The organism is Roseibium sp. RKSG952, from assembly GCF_009711355.1.
In genome coordinates this window covers 1-2,058 of the sequence record NZ_SMMF01000578.1, presented here as the reverse complement: position 1 = coordinate 2,058, position 2,058 = coordinate 1, and the positions used below count along the sequence as shown (strand labels likewise).

General features: G+C 55.5%; 5 protein-coding genes. 2 read left to right on the top strand and 3 right to left on the bottom strand.

Annotated elements, in window-relative coordinates; genetic code table 11:
• Positions 1-270 precede the first annotated feature (270 nt).
• Positions 271-810: a hypothetical protein gene (locus E1297_RS02465; RefSeq protein ID WP_155133462.1), complete on the top strand. Its 540-nt coding sequence runs from the start codon at positions 271-273 to the stop codon at positions 808-810.
• On the opposite strand, the gene E1297_RS02460 is transcribed toward E1297_RS02465, so the two are convergent.
• Genes E1297_RS02460 through E1297_RS51160 form a run of 3 tightly spaced genes read right to left on the bottom strand, consistent with a single transcriptional unit; the run spans position 807 to position 1,927 of the window.
• Positions 807-1,268: a hypothetical protein gene (locus E1297_RS02460; protein ID WP_155133459.1), complete on the bottom strand. Its 462-nt coding sequence runs from the start codon at positions 1,266-1,268 to the stop codon at positions 807-809. The two genes, E1297_RS02465 and E1297_RS02460, sit on opposite strands and share 4 nt — an antisense overlap.
• 57 nt (positions 1,269-1,325) lie before the next feature.
• On the bottom strand, positions 1,326-1,703 hold the full coding sequence (locus E1297_RS51165; protein ID WP_209015601.1) for a DUF4326 domain-containing protein: 378 nt from the start codon (positions 1,701-1,703) through the stop codon (positions 1,326-1,328).
• Positions 1,700-1,927 carry a hypothetical protein gene (locus tag E1297_RS51160; protein WP_155133456.1) on the bottom strand — a complete coding sequence of 76 codons (228 nt, stop codon included), beginning with the start codon at positions 1,925-1,927 and terminating at the stop codon, positions 1,700-1,702. The genes E1297_RS51165 and E1297_RS51160 overlap by 4 nt, the downstream gene beginning before the upstream one ends.
• Between E1297_RS51160 and E1297_RS51155 the strand changes: the two genes are divergently transcribed.
• The coding region (locus E1297_RS51155; RefSeq protein ID WP_368669442.1) for a hypothetical protein at positions 1,928-2,058 on the top strand (131 nt) is incomplete at its 3' end.

Genomic DNA, 2,058 nt, shown 5'->3' with positions numbered 1-2,058 from the left:
TTCACTGCAAATCCTGCGGGCATGAAGCCAGTGCGGATACGAACGTTGCTCGCGATATTCTTACGGCCGGAACGCAGCCAGCGCCAAGTGAACGGGTAAAAGCCCGTCAGCAACGCGACTCTCGTCGCGCAGCCTGACGGCTTGTGCTTTGCTAAAATTCAAGTCACTTAGGGCGGAGAAGACGTTAAAATACCCATCGTTGCTCACTGTTCCGGGTTGTTCGCGACGACGGCTTGAGCGACATTACCTAACGCAAGTTTGGAGGAGCCGATGGTTCGGAGATCTATCGCTGAAAATTTGGAAGGATACGGACTTAGTGTCCACCCTGTAGACGGACTGAAGAGTGTCTCATACACCGAATGTGATCAAGTCGTGTGCCTGACAGATGATGGCGGCCTAGCCTCCCTTCTTAAACTACTGGAGAGAGAAAAGGATCGTTGCCTAAAGGAAATCCTCGCCGATTTCATGGACGACGCGGATGTTTCGCTGAAGGATATCGATTCATTCGCTATGCTTCACGATCTCACGGATGCGAACGTCTATCCGGCGGGTGGACGTTCTGAAGGTGTCTACGGCGACGAGAAGTCGGGTTGGAGCAGCATCAAGACCAGACAACATGAGGCATCCATTCTGGCGGAGGGCATCATCGGGGTCGGTACGGGGGTCGAGATAGATCTTGATGACCTCGCCGCCAGCGAATCTTATGCTGGTTTTCTAAACGCTCTGATGAGTGCGGTAGATGTCGATATCAAGAGCGGCTGGCTGATTGAGCACGGGCGTGCAGCAAGCGGGTCACGGCCCGGTCCCTAGAGATCGAGAAACGCTTCGATACGGCGAGTTTCCCACCGGACGGCGAACCTGTCGGCTATCCAGCCGATCAGAAACATAACCAGAAGAGGTGTCCACTCCGCCGGGACGGGTACCCCCTGCCGATAGAGCCAGAAACTCCAAAGGTAGGACAGGAAGAAGACTCCGAAATAAATGGGCATTCCTACCGTGAAGGATTTTCGTCTGATCCTGTGGGCTCTTACGTAGCGCCTGTTTAAATGGGGATTGAAGAGAACAGCTGATTTCACCCTGGGCCGACGGTCGACTGCGGCGTACATCTCGGACAGCGACGTCCTGAACGGTCCCCCGAAGATATGGATGAAGCCCATCCATCCCCAGCGCTCCAGAAGGCACACGAGAAACTCCGCCTTTCGGCAGTCGTCCTCGTCGAACAAATCGCCGTAGATAGCAGGGTCGTATTTGAAAACTGCGTTGTTCACACCGGAAATCCCTATAGCCTATTCTCGGGCAGACGATAGCGAAGAGCGCCTACGGATTCAATGTTCAACGTCTACCTCGTCCTGAGGGACTGGGTTTCCAGTGCACAGTTCCGATGAATGTGTTTCTTGGTTGGCGCGCCTAAGAAGGATGTCTCCGTGACACATGTCCTCAAGCTTGCAGAAGCAGACCACGTCCCGGCCACGCAAAAATTCCATGTCTGCGGCAGAAATATTAGGCAAGGCCTCGCATTCGAATCGACGGCAGACCTCCTCCCGCGTCATCGGCGTTCCGTCGGGTCCGGGATCGCCGATCTTGAACGGGTTGCCGTAGCGGGAGCTACGCGTGATAACCACGGAGCCCTCCGGCTTGCGCCACCCCCTCGCCCGCTTGAGCTGAATTCTCTTCGGCAGGGGCGAAGTGGACTGGACCTTCATTTAACGCCTCCGACGACCTTTCCGGAGAGGCCGTTGAGTACCGACTTTACTTCCGTGTGACCTTTCAACTTACGCCAAAGGTCGAGCATGGCGAGGGAGGGTGGCGGCAGGCTGTGATTGGCGCGTGCGATTGTGGTCTTTTTAGGCAGTTGTTCTTCACCATTATTGCCTGACGGACCTGCGCCGAATGCGGCACACTCGACAAACAGAGTCGCGAAAGCCAAGTGCTCTTTCACTGCAAACCCTGCGGGCATGAAGGCAATGCGGATATGACCGCCGCTCGCAATTTTCTTACGTCCGGAACGCGGCCAGCGCCAAGAGAACGGGTAAAAGCCCGTCAGCAACGCGAATCTCG